General features: G+C 67.2%; 19 protein-coding genes, 1 tRNA gene and 1 pseudogene. 9 read left to right on the top strand and 12 right to left on the bottom strand.

What is annotated here, in order from left to right; all coding sequences use genetic code 11:
- Together HB724_RS18300 and HB724_RS18295 are read right to left on the bottom strand one after the other, a co-directional pair.
- On the bottom strand, positions 1-823 hold an 823-nt coding region (locus HB724_RS18300), incomplete at its 3' end, for a glycosyltransferase (RefSeq protein ID WP_213982385.1).
- Positions 824-876: 53 nt separating this feature from the next.
- On the bottom strand, positions 877-1224 hold the full coding sequence (locus tag HB724_RS18295; protein WP_213982382.1) for a glycine zipper 2TM domain-containing protein: 348 nt from the start codon (positions 1222-1224) through the stop codon (positions 877-879).
- 109 nt (positions 1225-1333) lie between these two features.
- On the opposite strand from HB724_RS18295, the gene HB724_RS18290 reads away from it, so the two are divergent.
- Positions 1334-1762, top strand: a complete 429-nt coding sequence (locus HB724_RS18290; protein ID WP_213982381.1) for a cupin domain-containing protein — start codon at positions 1334-1336, stop codon at positions 1760-1762.
- 927 nt (positions 1763-2689) lie between these two features.
- A complete protein-coding gene (locus HB724_RS18285; RefSeq protein ID WP_213982380.1) occupies positions 2690-3253 on the top strand; it encodes an SMI1/KNR4 family protein in 564 nt (187 codons plus the stop codon).
- Positions 3254-3339: 86 nt separating this feature from the next.
- Here the strand turns inward: HB724_RS18285 and HB724_RS18280 are convergent, their stop codons facing one another.
- The 4 genes from HB724_RS18280 to yajC are packed head-to-tail and all read right to left on the bottom strand — an operon-like array spanning position 3340 to position 6648.
- On the bottom strand, positions 3340-3711 hold the full coding sequence (locus HB724_RS18280; protein ID WP_213982379.1) for an MTH938/NDUFAF3 family protein: 372 nt from the start codon (positions 3709-3711) through the stop codon (positions 3340-3342).
- A 13-nt stretch (positions 3712-3724) separates the two neighbouring features.
- Complete coding sequence (secF, locus tag HB724_RS18275) at positions 3725-4696, bottom strand: protein translocase subunit SecF (RefSeq protein WP_213982378.1); 972 nt, start codon at positions 4694-4696, stop codon at positions 3725-3727.
- 15 nt (positions 4697-4711) lie between these two features.
- The gene (secD, locus tag HB724_RS18270; RefSeq protein WP_213982377.1) at positions 4712-6307 is read right to left on the bottom strand and encodes a protein translocase subunit SecD; all 1596 of its coding nucleotides are present in this window, start codon (positions 6305-6307) and stop codon (positions 4712-4714) included.
- Entirely contained in the window at positions 6307-6648 is a 342-nt protein-coding gene (gene yajC, locus HB724_RS18265; protein WP_213982376.1) for a preprotein translocase subunit YajC, read from the bottom strand. The genes secD and yajC overlap by 1 nt, the downstream gene beginning before the upstream one ends.
- Before the next feature lie 185 nt (positions 6649-6833).
- Between yajC and HB724_RS18260 the strand changes: the two genes are divergently transcribed.
- The 7 genes from HB724_RS18260 (at position 6834) to HB724_RS18230 (ending at position 15774) form a co-directional block, all read left to right on the top strand.
- Positions 6834-6910 (top strand) — tRNA-Pro (locus HB724_RS18260).
- Between the two features lie 215 nt (positions 6911-7125).
- Positions 7126-8418, top strand: a complete 1293-nt coding sequence (locus HB724_RS18255; RefSeq protein WP_256731612.1) for an HD-GYP domain-containing protein — start codon at positions 7126-7128, stop codon at positions 8416-8418.
- Positions 8419-8522: 104 nt separating this feature from the next.
- A complete protein-coding gene (locus HB724_RS18250; RefSeq protein WP_213982374.1) occupies positions 8523-9020 on the top strand; it encodes a PilZ domain-containing protein in 498 nt (165 codons plus the stop codon).
- A gap of 304 nt (positions 9021-9324) precedes the next feature.
- Positions 9325-11478, top strand: coding sequence for a copper-translocating P-type ATPase (locus HB724_RS18245; protein WP_256731611.1), 2154 nt, complete (start codon positions 9325-9327; stop codon positions 11476-11478).
- Positions 11479-11671: 193 nt separating this feature from the next.
- Entirely contained in the window at positions 11672-12238 is a 567-nt protein-coding gene (gene hslV / locus HB724_RS18240; protein WP_213982373.1) for an ATP-dependent protease subunit HslV, read from the top strand.
- A gap of 52 nt (positions 12239-12290) precedes the next feature.
- Entirely contained in the window at positions 12291-13586 is a 1296-nt protein-coding gene (hslU, locus tag HB724_RS18235) for an ATP-dependent protease ATPase subunit HslU (protein ID WP_213982372.1), read from the top strand.
- Between the two features lie 70 nt (positions 13587-13656).
- On the top strand, positions 13657-15774 hold the full coding sequence (locus HB724_RS18230; RefSeq protein ID WP_213982371.1) for a S9 family peptidase: 2118 nt from the start codon (positions 13657-13659) through the stop codon (positions 15772-15774).
- A 3-nt stretch (positions 15775-15777) separates the two neighbouring features.
- Here HB724_RS18230 and HB724_RS18225 read toward each other — a convergent pair whose 3' ends face one another.
- From HB724_RS18225 to HB724_RS18200, 6 genes and pseudogenes are all read right to left on the bottom strand, one after another.
- On the bottom strand, positions 15778-16173 hold the full coding sequence (locus tag HB724_RS18225; protein ID WP_213982370.1) for a DUF6491 family protein: 396 nt from the start codon (positions 16171-16173) through the stop codon (positions 15778-15780).
- Between the two features lie 11 nt (positions 16174-16184).
- A complete protein-coding gene (locus HB724_RS18220; RefSeq protein WP_213982369.1) occupies positions 16185-16580 on the bottom strand; it encodes a hypothetical protein in 396 nt (131 codons plus the stop codon).
- 41 nt (positions 16581-16621) lie between these two features.
- On the bottom strand, positions 16622-17356 hold the full coding sequence (gloB, locus tag HB724_RS18215; protein ID WP_213982368.1) for a hydroxyacylglutathione hydrolase: 735 nt from the start codon (positions 17354-17356) through the stop codon (positions 16622-16624).
- Positions 17357-18391: a nitronate monooxygenase gene (locus HB724_RS18210; protein WP_346344754.1), complete on the bottom strand. Its 1035-nt coding sequence runs from the start codon at positions 18389-18391 to the stop codon at positions 17357-17359.
- On the bottom strand, positions 18388-18801 hold the full coding sequence (locus HB724_RS18205; RefSeq protein WP_256731613.1) for a VOC family protein: 414 nt from the start codon (positions 18799-18801) through the stop codon (positions 18388-18390). Before HB724_RS18205 ends, HB724_RS18210 begins: the two co-directional genes overlap by 4 nt.
- Positions 18802-18864: 63 nt before the next feature.
- A pseudogene (locus HB724_RS18200) lies at positions 18865-19304 on the bottom strand (hypothetical protein); the annotation flags it as partial.

The raw sequence follows: 19304 nt of genomic DNA, 5'->3' as shown, positions 1-19304 counted from the left end.
GGCGGATGCGGTCGCCCAGCCCCAGCGCGGCGATCCGCGCGGCGAGGCGCGGCCGCTCCGGTCCCTCCCCGGCGATCCAGAGATGGACCCCGGGCATCCCCGCCACCGCCTCGATGACGATATCGTGCCCCTTGAGCGGGATCAGCGCTCCGACCGAGAGCACCAGCGGCCCCGAGACGCCGAGCGCCGCCTTGGCCTCCGTCCGGTCGCGCGGCGCGAAGCGGGCGAGATCGACGCCGGTGACGATGCATTCGATCCGCTCGCCCGGCATGCCCAGCGCGATCATGTCGTCGCGCAGCGGCAGCGAGACCGAGAGCAGCCCGTCCGCCGCCTGCCCCGCCTCCACGATCTGGCGGGCGATGGCGGGCTTGCGGGTCCATTGATGGATGTCGGACCCCCGCGCCTTGATCGAGACCGGCACGCCGAAGCGCCGCCCGAGCGCGACCGCCGCGACTCCGTCGGGAAAGAAGAATTCGGCGCTGATGACATCGAAGGGAAAGTCGCCCCGGATGCGATCGATCAGCGGCGTGACGGCACGCGCCAGCATCGCCCCGTGGAAGCGCCCGCCGGTGCCGGGCAGGTTGAGGAACCGGGGCCGATCGACCCGCAGCCCCTTCCATTCCTCATGCTTTGGCAGTCCAGCCAGCGCCGCATAGCGGGGATGCGCGCTCAGCGGCCAGGGCGGCACGCCCAGCGGCGCGACCACGCGCAACTCGACATCGCTCCGCGCCGCCAGCGAAAGCGCCTGGCGCTCGACGAAGATACCGAAATTGGGGCGCGACGCATCGGGAAAGAGCGTCGAAAGGATCAGCACGCGGAGCATCGCGGGCACTTATAGCGCGCGCTGGTTAATGCTCCGCGTGCCTGGAAGCCGAGTTAGCGGCAGCGGCGCTTGCTGCCGCCGCGATCGATCTCGCGGCCGGCAAGCGCACCGCCCACCGCGCCGAGCAGCGTGCCCGCCGAGCGGTCGCCGCGCGTATCGATGGCACGGCCGGCCAGCGCGCCCGCCACGCCGCCGACGATCAAGCCGGTCGTGCCGTCCGGCTTACGGCAATAGGTACGACCGTCACGACCGCGCCATTCGCGATAGGCGTGGCGCTTGCTGTTGCGGCGCTGGTCCGCCTTGTACTCGTAGGATTTGGCCTGGGCCGTCGTGGCCGGCACGACCATGGCGGCCGGAACCGCCAGCGACACCGCGCCGAGCGCGAGCATCAGTTTTCGCATGACTTCACTCCCTTGTGATTTCTGAAATTGCTACCGCTACCGTAACGTCCCGTGAATACGACAGGTTGCATGAACTCCAAACTACACGCCGTTCATCTTGGAGCAGGTGATGGAAGACCCCCGCAGGATCATCGAGCAGCTCGCCCTGGCGCCGCATCCCGAGGGCGGATGGTATCGCGAAACCTGGCGGGCGGGCTCGCCGCCGGGTGCCCGCGCCGGCGGGACCGCGATCCTCTTCCTGCTCGAACAGGGCCAGCGCTCGCATTGGCACCGCGTCGATGCCGCCGAGCTCTGGCTATGGCATGCCGGCGCCCCGCTCGAACTGCTGGTCGAGGAAGATTCGGCGGAAATCCGCAGTTTCGCGCTTGGCGGCGACGTGCTCGCCGGCTATGCGCCCCAGTGCCTGGTGCCGGCGAATCGCTGGCAATCCACCGAGGCGCATGCCGGCTGGGCGCTGGTGAGCTGCATCGTCGTCCCGGGCTTCGAATTCGGCGGATTCGAGCTCGCCCCTCCGGGCTGGCCGCCCCCGGGGCGCTAGATTTTGTCCCCGTTATCCACGTTATCAACAGGCCCGGACCCCGATTCCGTGCTTTGCGCGACTCGGGATCGATGACACCATCACAACTGTAAGAAGGCGGTCAGGCAGCGGGAAACCAAAGCAGGATCAAGAGCTTACACCGGATCGAACGAACGCAGGTGCCTTCGGGAAACCGCAGACGGACGGTTCGGGGGATGCAGGGCCTTCGATGCCAGCGAAGACAAGGCGGCGCGCAAGCGCGGCGGCGTGTTCGGGAAGCGATCGGAAAGCCTGGCTGAGACGAAAGCGGAGATGGCGCGCAAGCGGTATCGAAGCGACAGACTCGCCCGATGGATCTCTGGAAGCGATCGCAGCGCGCAAGCGATGCGGCAGCGAAAGGAAATCCTGGCAGACGTATCCCGCAAGGCTTCAGCCATGTCCTTCGGGCCATGCTGGAGCGGGCCGCCGAAGGCCGGAAAGGAAGCCTGTCCCCGGACAGGCGCATCGTCCGGCCCAGGCGACCGACGCGAAGCTCGCATGCCCTTGCCGGCGCGAGTGGAGCATGCCGCCGAAACCAGGCCGCGAGATCCTTCGGGATCGGGCAGCCGAAGTCCGGTGACATGGGGGCTGGCAGCAATGCCGGCCCCCTTTTGCGTCTAGGCGCCTGAACGCGGATCGCGACGCGCCGCTCGCTCTGGCGCGGTAGCCGGCACCCTAAAGTCACAAAGGTCGCGGGTTCTTCATGCGCGCGCGGGCCTGCGGGCACGGGCGGGCGAGACCGGTCAGTATATTCATGATGAGAAAGAGCCCGCCCGGGATCGCGGACGAAATCCTACATTGCAAGTGGGCCGAGAGAGTTGAAAGCGGCTTTCGAGGAGCCGTCCTGCTTTGAGGCGTGAGGGCGATAACGCGGCAAGTCCGTTGTTGGTGGTTTTGAGACGGTCAGTTGTGGGAGCACTTGAGTTTGTAGCAGACGTTGACCGCGTCGTGAAAAGCGGCGACGCTTTGAACATGGCTCCCCACCTTATATTGCAAGCATGGTGGTCGGAGACAGCGGCGGGCATTGAGACCCAGACAACACCGGAATCCGCACTAACGGAGCTTGAAACCCGCTTTGGGGTCACCCTGCCAAACGATTTCCGCAAATACCTGAGCTGTGGTGTTCCAATCTCTGAAAACTGGGATGCCGAGGACGGCAACTGGTGGCCGATTGAGCGCATCAAGAGCGTTCCGGAAGAGTGTAAGCACCCTGTCAGCGATCCGGTGGCTAAAAATGCCGCCAAGCACCTTATCTTTCTCGACTACTTTATCTGGGCTTGGGCATGGGGCATCTCCTGCGTCGATGACGAGACCTATGGCAAAGTGGTGCTGATCGGCGAGCAAACGGGATACGTTGCCGAGAGCTTCGAGGATTTTGTCAACCGCTATACCACGGACTGGATGTCGGTAAGCCAAGTCCCGAGAGCCGCAAAACCGATTGGCCGCTTTCGGACATGGCTGCGGAATCATTGAACGTCTGTAAGTGGGACGAACGCAGACGCTCTCAGCCCCTTCTCGCCTCTTTGGCGGACAGAGGCCAGGACATACCTCGCCCAACCCTAATCCAGCGGGTAAAGCGCCCCCGCCACCCAGCGCAGCTCGGCCCGGAGCACGCCCCAGGCGCGCGCCGCGGCGCGGCTGTCCATCACCTCGACGCCGATCCCGCGCGCTCCCAGCGCCTTGATGAACGCCACCGGCGGACGCACCAGCGTCCCACCAGTCCCGAGCAGGATGAATTCCGGCTGCGGCTTCAGCACCCACAGCGGCGCCAGATCCGCCTCACCCAGTTCCGCAACCGGCGGCGGCGACCAGCCGTCGGCGCGCTCGGGCGTGATGAGGAGCCCTTCGTACACATTCTCATCGACGCGGAAGCCCCGCCCCGAAAAACCGGAGATCACCGGCCCCTCGGCGCTGCGGCGTTCCATCTTCATCGGATCGCGTCCCTTACGGGAGTTCCTTGGCCCGCACGCGCTCGGCGTTCGACGTCTCCGCCTTGTCCTCGCGCACACCGGGCTTGAGCCCCAGCGTGATCAGCAGCGAAGACGACACGTAGATCGACGAATAGGTGCCGACGACGATGCCCAGCATCATCGCCGCGGTGAAGCCGCGCAGCACATGCCCGCCCCAGATCAGCAGTGCAGCCAGCGCCAGCATGATCGTCAGCGAAGTCATCACCGTTCGGGGAAGGGTCTCGTTGACCGACAGGTCGATCAGCTCGCGCATGCCCATCTTGCGGTATTTGCGCATGTTCTCGCGGATACGGTCGTCGATCACCATCTTGTCGTTGATCGAATAGCCGATGATCGTGAGCACCGCCGCGACGATGTTCAGGTCGAAGGTGAACAGCTCGCGGAACAGCGCGAAGAAGCCGAGCGTCATCAGCACGTCGTGCAGGATCGCGACCGCGGTGCTGACGCCGAACTGCCATTCGTAGCGGAACCATGAGAAGATCGCGATGCCGACGATCGCCAGGAACACGGCGAGCACGCCGTTGCGGATCAGCTCATCCGAGACCTTGCCCGAAACGGTGGAATAGTTGCTGAAGGTCGCACCCGGGAATTTCGCCGCCAGCGCGGTCTTCACCTGCTCGACCATCTTGTCGGTCGCGTCCGGCGCGGTCGATTCGGGCAGCGGCAGGCGGATCGACACGATGTTCTTGTCGCCGAGCTGCTGGAGCGTCGTCTCGCCGAAGCCCAGCCCGTTCACCGTCGAGCGCACCTGATCGAGCGGCGGCGGCGAGGCGAACTTCTCCTCGATCGAGACGCCGCCGACGAAATCGACGCCCAGGTTGAGCCCGCGCGTGACCAGCAGCGCCAGCGCGGCGATCGTCAGCAGCGCCGTTATCGCGAAGGCGATGTGGCGAACACGGACGAAACCGATATTGGTGTTGTCCGGAATGATCTTGAGGAGCCGCATGGTGCCGCGCTTCCGTTAAATGTGGATCTCGCTGGGGCGATTCCTGCGCACCCAGATCGAGACGAGCATGCGGGTGAAGACGACCGCGGTGAACACGGAGGTCGCGATGCCGAACAGCAGCACCACGGCGAATCCGCGGATCGGACCCGAGCCCAGGATCAGCATGATAAACCCGGCGATCGCATGCGTCACGTTCGCTTCGAAGATCGTGCGGCTGGCTTCCTTGTAGCCGAGCTCGATCGCCTGGGTGACGCTGCGCCCGCGCCGCCGTTCCTCGCGGATGCGCTCGTTGATGAGCACGTTGGCGTCCACCGCGGTGCCGATCGTCAGCACGAAGCCCGCGATGCCCGGCAGCGTCAGCGTCGCGTTGAGCATGCCCATCAGCGCCAGGATCACCAGCACGTTGATGATCACCGCCAGCGTCGCATAGATACCGAACCGGCCATAGGTCAGGATCATGAAGGCGATGACCGCCACAACCGCGATGATCGACGCGGTGATGCCCGCCCGGATCGAATCGGCGCCGAGCTCGGGGCTGACGGTCGATTCCTGCACGACCTTGAGCGCGATCGGCAGCTTGCCCGAGCGCAGCGCGATCGCGAGTTCGTTGGCGCTCTTCACGGTGAAGCCGCCATTGATCACCGCGCTGCCGCCCAGGATCGGCTCGTTGATCCGCGGCGCCGAGATCACGGCGCCGTCGACGATGATCGCGAAGGGCTTGCCCGAATTCTCCTGCGTCACCTTGGCGAAGCGCTTGGAGCCCGCCCCGTCGAGCTGGAGGGTCACGCCCGGCGCGCCGGTCTGCTGGTCATAGGTCTGGGTGGCGTTCACCAGCATGTCGCCGGTGATCATCACCGCGCGCTGCACCGCGATCGGGCCGCCGCCCTCGGCATAGGGCATCACCACCGAGCCCGGCGGGACATTGCCCTGCGCGATCTGCACGGGATCGGCGCTGGTATCGACCAGGCGGAATTCCAGCTTGGCGGTCTTGCCGAGCAGCTGCTTGAGCGCGCTCGGGTCCTGCAGGCCCGGCACCTGGACGACGATGCGGCTGTTGCCCTCGCGCACCACGGTCGGCTCCAGCGTGCCGAGCGCGTTGATGCGCTTGTCGACCACTTCGCGCGCGTCGTTCATCGCGGTGTCGATCGACTGGTCGATGCCCGCCTTGGTCGGCGTCAGGACGAAGCGCGTCGAATCGACGACGGCGACTTCCCACTCACGCTGGCCGGTGGTGCCCACGCCGCTGCCGGTGACGGTCAGCAGCTTCTCGCGCGCCGCGTCCACCTTGCCGGGGTCGCGCACCATGAAGCTCAGCTTGCCGCCCTGGACCGAGATGTCGCCGATGTCGATCCGGGGATCGCGGCGCATCTCGCTGCGCACGGTCTCGCGCATCTGCTCCAGCTTGGCCTGGGCGACGTCGCCCGTATCGGCCTCGAGCAGCAGATAGGAGCCGCCGGCCAGATCGAGGCCCAGGTTGATCGCGGGATGCGGAATCCATTTCGGCCAGGTCTCGCGCACGTCCTTGGGCACGAAGCTCGGCACCGCGAGCAGGATCATGATGGCCAGGCCGATCGTGATCGACAGGACCTTCCAGCGCGGGAAATCGAGCATCAGTCGTTCGCTGGCTTGCCGCCGCCGAGCGGACGGATCTCGGCGAGCGTGGCCTTGACCGCGCGGACCTTCACCTGCGGCCCGAGCTCCAGCTCGACCTCGGTCTCATCGACCTTGGTCACCTTGCCGATCAGCCCGCCGGCGGTGACGACGGTGTCGCCCTTCTTCACCGACTGGACCGAATCCTGGAGCGCCCGCATCCGCTTCTGCTGCGGGCGAATCATCAGGAAGTAAAAGACCACGAAGATGAGGAGGAGCGGCAGCAGCGAGATGATCGCGCCGGCGGTGCCGCCTTGTCCTGCCGCGCCTGCGGCCTGTGCATATGCTGGAGTGGCGAACATGGGTTCCCGAAAAGCCTGCGTGCGGGGCGCGGAAACCGGCCCCGTTCAAGCGGCGCGCGCTATCATGCGCAAGAACTACGCGCAACTATTGTCGGTGTCGCTTGCATCCCGCGGCCAAGCGGCATAGAGGGCGCTCCCCTGGGTTTCCGACGAAGCGCGCTTCGCTCGGGGCCAGGATCCATGGTCGGGGCGTAGCGCAGCCTGGTAGCGCATCACACTGGGGGTGTGGGGGTCGCAGGTTCGAATCCTGTCGCCCCGACCAATTTCTTCTCGAACGCGAATGACGCTTGCAGAAGCCGGCCGCGCGAGGCGCCGAATCCAGGTTCGGGGAAAAGCACAGCCATCTTCGCGAATTAGCCGCGCATAAACACCCCGGCACATATCCTTTCCTCTATAAGACTCTGCCCCGGCTCGATTTGCACTGTATTAACGACTGCCGAAGTAAACCCGGCGGACCACCTTGGGCGGAGGGTCGATTTGCTGCGGCGGATCTCTCGAGATCAGGCAAGACTGGGCATGTACATTCATGCCTTTGATGGCCCATGGCTGCGCCATCCCTTCTGGCTACCCCGCTTCCTGCTTTCCTCGCCCGACGATCTCACGATCCTGCTCGAATCGGATGTCGTCACGCTGGTGATCGACGAGAACCGCGGCGTCGGCCTCACGCTCCCGGAGCCTGCGCCGTCCAGAGCCACGCCCCACCCGGCCGACACCTCGCAGCATCGGGCCGCGCCCGCGCCCGCATCGGTCGCCCTGGTGGCGAAGCGCCCGGCCGACCGGCCCTGCACCACCGCCGAGGAGCGCGAGCGCGCCGCACGGGTGATGAACCGCTCGCGCCGCGTCATCAAAAGCGCGTTCGAGAGCACCCGGCTCGGCAAGGCGATCCGTTCGGAGGACGTGGTGCCGGTGGTGGAGGAAATCTCCGCCTCGGTGGCGCGCAACCCCCAGGCGCTGATCGGCATGACCCGCCTCAAGTCGAAGGACGAATATACCTATGTCCATTCGGTCGCGGTGTGCGCGCTGATGGTCAATTTCGCCCGGCATCTCGATCTGAGCCCGGCCGAGGTGCATGAGCTCGGCGTGGCCGGCCTGCTCCACGATGTGGGCAAGATGGCCGTCCCCGATCTCGTGCTCAACAAGCCGAGCACGCTGACCGACGAGGAGTTCGCGATCGTGCGGACGCACCCGCAACAAGGCCATCGGCTGCTCCAGGCCGGCACCGGCATTCCCGAGACCGCGCTCGACGTGTGCCTCCACCATCACGAGCGGATCGACGGCACCGGCTATCCGTTCAAGCTCCAGGGCGACGAGATCAGCCTGGCCGCGAAGATGGGCGCGATCTGCGACGTCTATGACGCGCTGACTTCAGACCGCAGCTACAAGAAAGCCTGGGCGCCGGACGAGGCGATCATCCGGATGCGCGGCTGGCAGGGCCATTTCGATCCCGATCTGCTGTTCAAGTTCATGCAGAGCATCTCCGTCTTCCCCTTCGGGATGCTGGTGCGGCTGCGCTCGAACCGGCTGGGGATCGTGCTGGAGAATGGGCGGCGGGCCTCGCGGCCGCGGGTCCGGGCCTTCTTCTCGACGCGCGACCGGACGATCCTGCCGCTCGAAGACGTCGTGATCGACGATAATTTCGCGAGCGACCAGATATTGAGCGAGGAAGACCCCATTGCCTGGGGCTTCGCGGACTGGACCGTCACCGCGGAACAGGTTCTGGCCGGCGCCACCGCGCTGCTCAACCGCAAGATCACCGAGCAGGCCGCCTGATTCCCTCCGCGGCACATGGATTATCCACAGCCGCAGCGCCGATGTTTACGATCCGGTAACCCTTTTGTGGCCAACCCTGCCATGGGCAGAAGCGAGTGAGCGACATGGGGTTGGTTGCCTATCTATACCGGGATGCCCGATGGGCGGAGCGGCATCAGGTCGAGCGCGACGCGACGCTGCGCGATCCCGACTGGTCGCCGATCGACGTCACCGTCGAGGATCTGTCCGAGGGCGGATTTCGTGTCGTCGCGGAGACGGACCTTCCGATCGGTGCGGAGATCGGCCTTGGCCTGGCCGGCATCGGCCTGCACTCGGCGCGCGTCGTCCGCCGCTCGGGCAACGCCTATGGCTGCGAGTTCCTGCCGCCGCTGACGAGCGCGGAGCTGCGCGCGGCGCTGTCGGCCCCGGCACCCGATCCGGTCGCCCTGCCGATCGATGCCGCCACCTACGACATCGACATAGAGGACGAGGAGCATCCCGACCGGCTGCCGCTGATGGCGCGCCTTCTGGCGATCTCCGCCGGGGCGATCATGGCCTGGGCGATCGTGCTCGGCATCGGCTGGATCCTGGTCGAATGGGTGCGGAGCGCGCTGCTGGCCTAAGGGCGACGTTCGGCCACCACCCCAACAGCTTGTGCTCCCGCACAGGCCGATAAGCTTCTTCTTCCGTCACCCCGGCCGAAGTGCCGGGGTCCACGCCTCCTCGAACGAGCCCCTATCAGCTCAAGCGGCTCTCCCAGCATCCCGGTAGACCCCGGCACTTCGGCCGGGGTGACGATTGGGGCATGTACACCACACTCCGCCATAGCCTCTGGCGACCGTCGCTCGCCCACCAAACCCGCTTGTGCCCCACCCCATCGGGATCAATACCGATGGTGCGCGCCCCTGTATCCCGCGAAGGGAAGCCATGCACGATCACCAGCACCCTGCGCCGAGCGCCCCCGCCGATTCCGCCACGGTCTGGACCTGCCCGATGCACCCGCAGATCCGCCGGCCCGGCCCCGGCGCCTGCCCGATCTGCGGCATGGCGCTGGAGCCGGTCGCCCCGACCTCCGACGATGCGCCCAATCCCGAGCTGGTCGATTTCACCCGCCGGCTGTGGATCGCCACCGCGCTGACCATCCCGCTGCTGATCCTGTCGATGGGCACCGACATGACCGGCATCCATCTCGTCAGCCCCGCCCTCTCGCCCTGGATCCAGCTCCTGCTCACCGCGCCGATCGTGCTGTGGACCGGCGCGCCCTTCTTCCAGCGCGGCTGGACCTCGATTCTCACCGGCCGGCTCAACATGTTCACGCTGATCGCGCTCGGCGTCGGCGCGGCGTTCCTCTACAGCCTGGTCGCGACCTTCGTGCCTCAAGTCTTCCCGCCCACCTTCCGCACGATGCACGGCACCGTGCCGGTCTATTACGAAGCGGCGGGCGTCGTGGTGACGCTCGTCCTGCTCGGCCAGGTGCTGGAGCTGCGCGCCCGCGCCGCCACCGGCAAAGCGATCCGCGCGCTGCTGAACCTCGCGCCCAAGACCGCGCGCCGCATCACCGCCGATGGCGAGGAGGAGATCCCCCTGGCCGAAGTCCATGTCGGCGATCATCTGCGCGTCCGCCCGGGCGAATCGGTGCCGGTCGACGGCGTGGTGATCGAGGGCCGCTCGCCGGTCGACGAATCGATGCTGACCGGCGAGCCCGCCCCCGTCGCCAAGCAGCCGGGCGAGCCCGTCACCGGCGGCACGCTCAACACCACCGGCAGCTTGGCGATCGAGGCGCGCGCGGTCGGCGCGGACACGGTGCTGTCGCGCATCGTCCACCTTGTCGGCGAGGCGCAGCGCAGCCGCGCGCCGATCCAGAGCGTCGCCGATCGCATCTCGGGCTGGTTCGTGCCGCTGGTGGTGGCGATCGCCGCCGCGACCTTCGCCGTCTGGCTGCTCGCCGGACCCGAGCCGCGCATCGGCCACGCGCTGCTCAACGCGGTCGCGGTGCTGGTGATCGCCTGCCCCTGCGCGCTCGGCCTCGCCACGCCGATGTCGATCATGGTCGCCACCGGCAGCGGCGCCCGCGCCGGCGTGCTCGTCAAGAATGCCGAGGCGCTGCAGGGGCTGGAAAGCGTCGATACGCTGGTGATCGACAAGACCGGCACGCTGACGCTCGGCAAGCCCCGCCTCGTCGCGATCGAGACCGCGAACGGCGTGGAGGCGAACACGCTGCTCGCGCTCGCCGCCGCGGTGGAAGCGCAGTCCGAGCATCCGCTCGCTCAGGCGATCGTCCTGGCGGCGCGCGAGCGCGGGCTCTCAATTCCCGCGATCGAGGATTTCCAGTCGCATACCGGCGCCGGCGTGAGCGCGCGCGCCGACGGGCGAAAGATCGCGATCGGCAATGCGGCGCTGCTCCACCAGCTCGGCGCCGACACGGCCCCTCTGGAGGCTCAGGCCGATGCCCAGCGCGGCGGCGGTGCCGGGGTGATGTTCGTCGCGCTCGACGGAGCACTCGCGGGGATGCTCGCGGTCGCCGATCCGGTGCGCGCGGAAGCCGCCCCGGCACTGGCGGCGCTGCACGGCGAAGGGTTGCGCATCGTCATGCTGACCGGCGACAACCCCGCCACCGCTGGAGCCGTCGCCCGCGCGGTCGGCGGCATCGACGAGGTCCACGCCGAATTGAAGCCGGAGGACAAGGCCCGCATCGTCGGCGAGCTCAAGGCGGCGGGCCACCGGGTCGCCATGGCCGGCGACGGGGTGAACGACGCCCCCGCCCTCGCCGCCGCCGATGTCGGCCTCGCCATGGGCACCGGCACCGATGTCGCGATCGAAAGCGCCGGCATCACGCTCACCAAGGGCGACCTGTCGGCGATCGTCCGTGCCCGCCGCCTCGCCACCGCGACGATGCGCAATATCCGCCAGAACCTGCTCTTCTCGTTCCTGTTCAACGGGATAGGTATCCCCATCGCAGCGGGCGTGCTCTATCCGGTCGCGGGCATATTGCTCTCGCCGATGCTCGCCGGCGCGGCGATGGCCTTGTCCTCGCTCGCCGTCGTCACCAACGCGCTGCGCCTCGCCCGCGCGCGGCTTTGACTTGCCCCTTCCCTCCCTCCGTCACCCCGGCCGAAGTGCCGGGGTCCACCGTGCGGCCGGGAGAGCCGCTCTAAGCTTGGAGGGGTTCGTTCGCGGATGAGTGGACCCCGGCACTTCGGCCGGGGTGACGGTTATGGAGGAAAGCCGCCCCACCCCTTTGCACGACGCGAGACGGTTCCCCATATCCTCGTCCATGAGCGGTAATTCCAATGCGTGGCACGGCACGACCATTCTCTCCGTGCGCAAATCGGGCAAAGTCGTGATCGCCGGTGACGGCCAGGTTTCGGCGGGGTCCACCATCATGAAACCCAATGCCAGGAAGGTCCGTCCGCTGGGCGACGGATCGGTGATCGCCGGCTTCGCGGGGGCGACGGCCGACGCCTTCACCCTGTTCGAGCGGCTGGAGGCCAAGCTAGAGCGCCACAACGGCCATCTGATGCGCGCCGCGGTCGAGCTCGCCAAGGATTGGCGCACCGACAAGTACCTGCGCAACCTGGAAGCCATGCTGCTCGTCGCCGACAAGGAGACGACGCTGATGGTCACCGGCAATGGCGACGTGCTCGAACCCGAAGCCCATGCGGACGGCATCGTCGCCGCGATCGGATCGGGCGGCAACTTCGCTCTCTCCGCCGCACGCGCGCTGATCGAATATGAGCAGGACGCCGAAGCGATCGCCCGCAAGGCGATGAAGATCGCCGGCGAGCTATGCGTCTACACCAACGACCGGTTGACGATCGAGACGCTCGACAGCGCGAGCTGATTTTTTCGCAATACTAGTGTCAACCGTGTCAACCTACATCAGAAAAACATAGATGAACCAGAACCTTACCCCCAAGACTATCGTCGCCGCGCTTGACGCGCACATCATCGGCCAGAACGACGCCAAGAAGGCCGTCGCCGTCGCGCTGCGCAATCGCTGGCGCCGCCAGCAGCTCTCCGCCGATCTGCGCGACGAGGTCACCCCCAAGAACATCCTGATGATCGGGCCCACCGGCTGCGGCAAGACCGAGATCAGCCGCCGCCTCGCCAAGCTTGCCGACGCCCCCTTCGTGAAGGTGGAGGCCACCAAGTTCACCGAGGTCGGCTATGTCGGCCGCGACGTCGAGCAGATCGCCCGCGACCTGGTCGAGGAAGCGATCCGGCTGGAGAAGGAACGCCGCCGCGCCGCCGTGAAGGACAAGGCCGAGGACGCGGCGATGGCCCGCCTTCTCGACGCGCTGACCGGCAAGGACGCCAGCACCGCCACCCGCGAGGCGTTCCGCCAGCGCTTCCATGACGGCGTGCTCGACAATACCGAGCTCGAGATCGAGGTCGAGCAGGCCCCGCAGATGCCGTTCGAGATCCCCGGCGGCGGCGCGCAGATGATCAACCTGTCCGAGATGATGGGCAAGGCGTTCGGCGGCGCGCCGCTAAAGCGCCGCAAGCTCAACGTCCGCTCGGCCTGGGACAAGCTCGTCGAGGAAGAGGCCGACAAGCGCCTCGACCAGGACGAGGTCAGCCGCGTGGCGCTGGCGGACGCGGAGGCCAACGGCATCGTCTTCCTCGACGAGATCGACAAGATCGCAGTGTCGGACGTGCGCGGCGGTTCGGTGAGCCGCGAAGGCGTGCAGCGCGACCTGCTGCCGCTGATCGAAGGCACCACCGTCGCCACGAAGTACGGGCCGATGAAGACCGATCACATCCTCTTCATCGCCTCGGGCGCGTTCCATATCGCCAAGCCGTCGGACCTGCTCCCCGAACTCCAGGGCCGCCTCCCGATCCGCGTCGAATTGAAGGCGCTGACCGAGGAGGATTTCGTCGCGATCCTCTCCGACACCAAGGCGAGCCTGGTGGCGCAGTACGCGGCGCTGCTCGGCACCGAAGGCGTGACGATCGACTTCACCGAAGACGGCATCCGCGCAGTCGCGAAGATCGCCGCCGAAGTGAATGGGGAGATCGAGAATATCGGCGCCCGCCGTCTCCAGACGGTGATGGAGAAGCTGCTCGAAGAAGTGAGCTTCGACGCCGAAGATCGTTCGGGCAGCACGCTCCGGATCGATGCGGCCTATGTCGACAGCCAATTGTCGAGCATCGCCCGCAACACCGATCTCAGCCGTTACGTGCTGTAAGAAGTTCCTCCCCGTGCAGGAGAGGATCGACTACTATCCTCCCAGCGACTCGTTGCTGGGGGGATCCAAGATGAAGCGTCTGCTGGCTGCCGTCCTCGTTTCCACCGCGACGGTGCCGGCGGCGCTCGCCCAGACCGCGCCCAAGCCCCCGGTCGCCGCGACAAAGCCACACGAGATCAAGGCCCCGTTCGGCGCCACCCGCAACGACGAATATTACTGGCTGCGCGACGATACGCGGAAGAACCCCGAAATGCTCGGCTATCTCGCCGCCGAGAACAGCTATGCCGATACCCTGCTCGCGCCGGTCAAGCCCTTCGCGGACAAGCTCTATGGCGAGACGATCAGCCATATCAAACAGGACGATAGCTCGGTCCCCTATCTGAGGCGCGGCTATTATTACTATACCCGCTTCGAGACCGGCGCAGACTATCCCATCAACGCCCGCCGCAAGGGATCGATGGACGCGCCCGAGGAAGTGCTGCTCGATCAGCCGCAAATGGCCAAGGGGCAATCCTTCTTCGCGGTCGGCGACAATGCCGTCAGCCCCGACGGCAAGCTGCTCGCCTGGCAGCAGGACACGGTGGGCCGCCGCCAATATGTGCTGAAGGTGAAGGACATCGCGACCGGCAAGGTCTTCGCCGACGAAATCCCCAATATCGAGCCCCAGGTCGCCTGGGCCGGCGACAACAGGACGATCTTCTATATCGAGAAGGATCCGGTCACCCTGCTCGGCAAGCGGGTCAAGGCGCATGTGCTGGGCACCCCCGTCTCCGCCGACCGCACACTCTACGAGGAGAGCGACGACACCTTCTATATGGGCCTCACCACCACCTCCGACGATCGCTATGTCTGCATCCAGCTCCATGCGACGGTGAGCGACGAATATAGCTGCGCGGCGGCCGCCAATCCGGTGAGCTTCGAAGTCATCGCCCCGCGCGAACGCGACTTCCTCTACAGCGCCGATCATATCGGCGACCGCTGGATCTTCCGCACCAACTGGCAGGCGCCGAACTACCGGCTGATGGCGGTCGGCGACGGCGATGTGGGCCGGGGCCGCAGCGCCTGGAGCGACATCGTCCCCACCAGCGACAGCGTGTTCATCGAGGATTTCAAGCCGTTCGACGACTTCCTCGCGATCGAGGAGCGCGCGGACGGCAACAAGCGGCTGCGCCTGCTGGCCCCGGACGGCAAGGACCGGCTCGTCGCCGCCGACGAACCCGCCTACACCATGGCGCTCGGCACCAACGAAGAGCCGGGGAGCGACTGGCTACGCTACACCTATGGCTCGCTGGTGACGCCGACCACCACCTATGAGGTGAACCACAAGACCGGCGAGCGCCGCGTGCTCAAGGTCCAGCCGGTGCCGGGCTATGACGCGAGCAAATATGTCACCGAACGCGTCTGGGCGACGGCGCGCGACGGCACGAAGATCCCGGTCAGCCTGGTCCACGCCAAGGGCTTCAGGAAGGACGGCACCGCCGCGCTCTTCCAATATGCCTATGGCAGCTACGGCTATTCGACCGACCCCGCCTTCCAGCCGATGCTGCCGAGCCTGCTCGATCGCGGCATGGTCTATGCGATCGCCCATATCCGCGGCGGCCAGGAAATGGGCCGCAAATGGTTCGACGACGGCAAGGTGCTCAACAAGAAGAACAGCTTCACCGACTTCATCGACGTGACCCGCTTCCTGGTGGCGCAGGGCTATGCCGCCAAGGGCCGGGTCGCGGCAATGGGCGGCAGCGCGGGTGGACTGCTGATGGGCGGCGTCGCCAACATGGCGCCCAATGATTACGGCGTGATCGTCGCCCAGGTGCCGTTCGTCGATGTCGTCACGACGATGCTCGACACCTCGATCCCGCTCACCACCGGCGAGTTCGACGAATGGGGCAACCCGGCCGAGAAGCGCTATTATGATTACATGCTGAGCTACTCGCCCTATGACAATGTCGCCGTCCAGGCCTATCCGGCGATGTATGTCTCGACCGGGCTGTGGGACAGCCAGGTGCAATATTACGAGCCGACCAAATGGGTCGCCCGCCTCCGCGCCCGCAAGACCGATACCAACCCGCTGATCTTCCGCATCAACATGGAGGCCGGGCACGGCGGCAAGTCGGGCCGGTTCGAGCGCTATCGCCAGGCGGCCGAATGGGAAGCCTTCACGCTCGACCGGCTGAAGGTGGCGGAGTGACGTTCAGGGCTTCGAATAGGGCGTGAACTTGCCGAAGCGGCAATAGGGCCCCGGGATGCGGCTGCCCGGCTCCAGGGCTCGGAACTGGTCGCTCCGGCAGATCTGCGATCCGTGCAGCTCGACGATCAGCGTGTTGTACGGCTCCAGCCCCGGGCATTCGGACTCGAGATTGTTGACCCATAGCCGCTGGCCCTGGCGATAGATCAGTCTCCTGTGGTCGATGATCCGCGGCCCATCGGTCATGCTGGAATTGATGCAGTCCTGCGGCTCGCCCGGCTGGCGGTCGCCGATCGCCTCGGCGAAGTCGCGCGCTGCCTCGGCCTGGCGCGAGGCTGCCTGCTCCGTGCTCGTGGTGCATCCGGCCAGCAGGGCCGCACCGATCCCTATCGCCAGACGCATCGCGCTCTCCATCACTTGGCCTTGGTATAGGGGACGAACTTGCCCAGCGCGCAACTGCCCGTGAACATGCCCCCCGTCGGCGACCGCGTCTGGACGATATCGCCTTCGCAGACGTCGCCGCCGAAGCTCCTGGTCACCAATATGTCGCCCCGCGCCAGCCCGTTGCAATGGCCGACCACGTCGTTGCGATACACCCGGTTCCGTCCCGCGACATACAGGATGACGCCGTCGGCGGTGACGATGCTGGTGGTCAGATCCCGGCGCAGGCAGCGCATCGGCGCGCCGGCCGTCAGTCCGCTCAGCCGCTTCTCGATCTTCGCCATGGCGGGATCGGGACGCTGCCGGGCGGCGTCGGCGCCGGTCAGCCCGGCGACAAGCAGGATGGCGGGCACGGCTAGGCGGATCATCGACACTCTCCTCACGCCCCTGTGGCGCGGATCATAGCATCTCAGCCGGAAAATACATCCTTCGCGGCACGGCGCTGCGCCAGAATTTCCACGCTTGCGGCGCGCATGAAGGGATTGGTGGCGAGCTCCGCGGCGATCGTCGTCGGCACCGTTGCCTCGCCCGCTGCGCGCGCGCGGTCGACCTCGGCCATCCGCTCGGTGATCGCCGCATTGTCCGGTTCGGCGACCTTCGCGTAACGGCCGTTCGACTGGGTATATTCATGCGCGCAATAGACGCGCGTCTCGGGCGGAAGCTGCGAAAGCCGCTGCATGTTTACGAACATCTGCTCGGCCGTCCCCTCGAACAGCCGCCCGCATCCCATCGCAAACAGCGTGTCGCCAACGAACACGATCCCGTCCGCCGCGAAATGATAGGCGATATGCCCGGCGGTATGCGCCGGCACGTCCATCACGCTGGCGACATGGCTGCCGAGCGAAACCGTATCGCCCTCGCCCACCAGCCGATCGGCGGTGGGGATGCGCGCCGCCTCGCCCGCGGGGGCGATCACCTCGCAGCCGGTCGCGGCCTTGATCCCGGCATTGCCGCCGGTGTGATCGGGGTGCCAATGGGTGTTCCAGATCGCCGTGATCGGCCAGCCGCGTCGATCCGCCTCGGCCAGCACCGGTTCGGCCTGCGCCGGATCGACCACCATCGTCTCGGCGCTCTCGGGATCGTGGACCAGCCAGATATAATTGTCGCTGAGCGCGGGGATGCGGACGATTTCGAGTGCAGCCATTCAATCCTCCAGCGCGGCCAGCGCGAGTTCGCGCGTCAATTGCTCCGCCCCCATGGCGCGGACCCGGGCCGCGCCCTGTCCAGCCCATAGCGGCGAATAGTCCACCCGCCCATCCGCCTCGGCCGCCTTGCGCAGCGGCGCCAGCGCGTTCGAGGCGTAGGGAAAGGCAGGCACTGCCGCCGAGATCGCCCCAAGGTCGCACATCAGCCGGTTGCGGATGCCCCGCGCCTCGCGGCCCGAGAAGAGATTGGTGAAGGCTGCATCCGATGCCGCCTCGGTGCCGAGCAGCGCACGGTACGGCGCCGGGATCAGGCTTTCGGGCGTCGCCAGATAGGCCGTCCCCACCTGCACCGCGCTCGCCCCAGCCCCGAGCGCCGCCGCCACGCCCGAGCCATCGACGATGCCGCCCGCCGCGATCACCGGCACCTCGATCCGCTCGGCCAGCAGCACCGCCAGCGGCGTCGGCGCATGGCGATCGAGGAACCATCCCGCATGGCCGCCAGCCTCGGCGCCCTGGAGGATGACCGCATCGCAGCCACGTTCCGCCAGCCAGTGCAGTTCGCCAACACTCGTCGCGTTGCCGAAGACCAGCCCCCCGGCCGCGCGGACCCGTTCGAGCAGGACCGGCTCGGGCAACCCGAAATGGAAGCCGACGATCTCCGGCCGCACCTCCTCCACCACGGCGCACATCGCCGCGTCGAACGGCCGCCGCAGCGGCGGCACCTCGCCGGGCGAGACACCCTCCTCGGCATAATAAGGCGCGAGCAGCGCCCGCCACGCCGTCTCGTCCGGCACCTCGGGCAGGCTGTGGCAGAAGAAATTGAGGTTGAGCGGCCCCGCCGCCTCCGCCCGCACTTCCGCCACCTGCGAGCGCACCTGGTCGGCCGTCAGCATCGCGCAGGGCAGCGATCCGATCGCCCCGCCCCGTATCGCCGCCACCGCCAGCGCCACGCCGCCCGCCCCCGCCATCGGCGCCTGGACGATCGGCGCCCGAGCACCGGTCAGCGCCAGGAAACGGACGGCGGCGGGTGTCACCAGACGCCGGTATTGGGCATCGAGACCCAGGGCTCGGCGGGCTCGAGCCGGCCCTTCTGGAGCAGCTCGATCGAGATATCGTCGGGCGTGCGGACGAACGCCATATGGCCGTCGCGCGGCGGGCGGTTGATCGTCACCCCGGCATCCATCAGCCGCTGGCACGTCTCGTAGATATTCTCGACCTGATAGGCGAGATGCCCGAAATTGCGCCCGCCCGTATAGTCCTCGGGATCCCAGTTATGGGTGAGCTCGACCTCGGCCTCATCGCCCGGCGCGGCGAGATAGATCAGCGTGAAGCGCCCCTGCTCGCTCTCCATCCGCCGGGTCTCCTTCAGCCCCAGCAGCTCGAAGAAGCGCATCGTCGCGTCCGGATCGGTCACGCGGATCATGGTGTGGAGATAGTGCATCAGGGGCTCCGAAATGGTTCGCCGCCCAGATAGTCCCGCAGCGCCCGCGCGGCCAGATGCGCGCGGCTATTTCTCGGTCGCGCCGAACTGCGCCAGCGCCCTGCGCGCCGCCTCGGCCACCGGCCCGCCCGGATCGAGCTCGACCGCGCGCGACCAGGAGGTGCGCGCATCCGCCTCGTCCCCCGCCGCCGCCGCGATATTGCCCGCCTCCAGATGGACCGAGGCATCGTCGCTCGCCAACCGCAGCGCCTCGGCGATATCCTTGCTCGCGCGCTTCAGGTCGTTGCCGCGCCGCGCCAGCGTAGCGGAGAGCAGCCAGCCGAGCGGATCCTTGGGCGCGTCGAGCAGCGCCGCATCGAGACCGTCCCCTGCGCCGGCCAGACCTCCGACCCCCCCCACCTCCCGGGCCGGGTCCAGAGCGTCCCCGCCTCCCCCCAGCCCCCGCAGCCTTCCCCCCCCCACCGCCCCGGCGCGCCCCCCGCCGCCCTCGCCGCCGTCCCCCCCTC

The sequence above is a fragment of the Sphingomonas sp. dw_22 genome (genome assembly GCF_018449795.1).
GTDB lineage: Bacteria > Pseudomonadota > Alphaproteobacteria > Sphingomonadales > Sphingomonadaceae > Sphingomonas.
The sequence above is the reverse complement of the archived record's forward strand: the minus strand, read 5'-3'. Positions and strand labels throughout refer to the sequence as shown.